This window comes from Methylophaga sp. UBA1464 (assembly GCF_002325665.1).
Taxonomy (GTDB): Bacteria; Pseudomonadota; Gammaproteobacteria; order Nitrosococcales; family Methylophagaceae; genus Methylophaga.
The window spans coordinates 26,795-27,158 of record NZ_DCSO01000100.1 but is presented as its reverse complement, the minus strand read 5'-3'; positions in this window follow the sequence as shown (position 1 = coordinate 27,158).

The window sequence follows — 364 nt, the reverse complement described above, 5'->3', positions numbered from 1 at the left end:
GGGTAAAAGCTGAAAAGCATTGCTTTGAATGAGATCTGTTTTCTATGCGTCATCGCATGGTTTTACTTGTAGTACGCTTTAGTTCTGGGGTAGTATCGAATTGTAAAACTACCCTGAGAGGTAAACACAATGAGTAGCACAATAGATATTAAAACAAAGTGGTACGAGACCAATCACGCAACGATAACCAGCATTAAAGCTAAGTTGCAATCCGCAAACGCAGTGAGAGATAAAATGAAAAAACTGCCTTGGTACAAAGCGGCGCAGAATCCTGTTAAGCATTCTGATCGTCCATGGTATGAAGCCAATATGGTGAAACATCTTGATACCAAGAAAAAATGGTATGAAGCCAATTTGCGTAGTG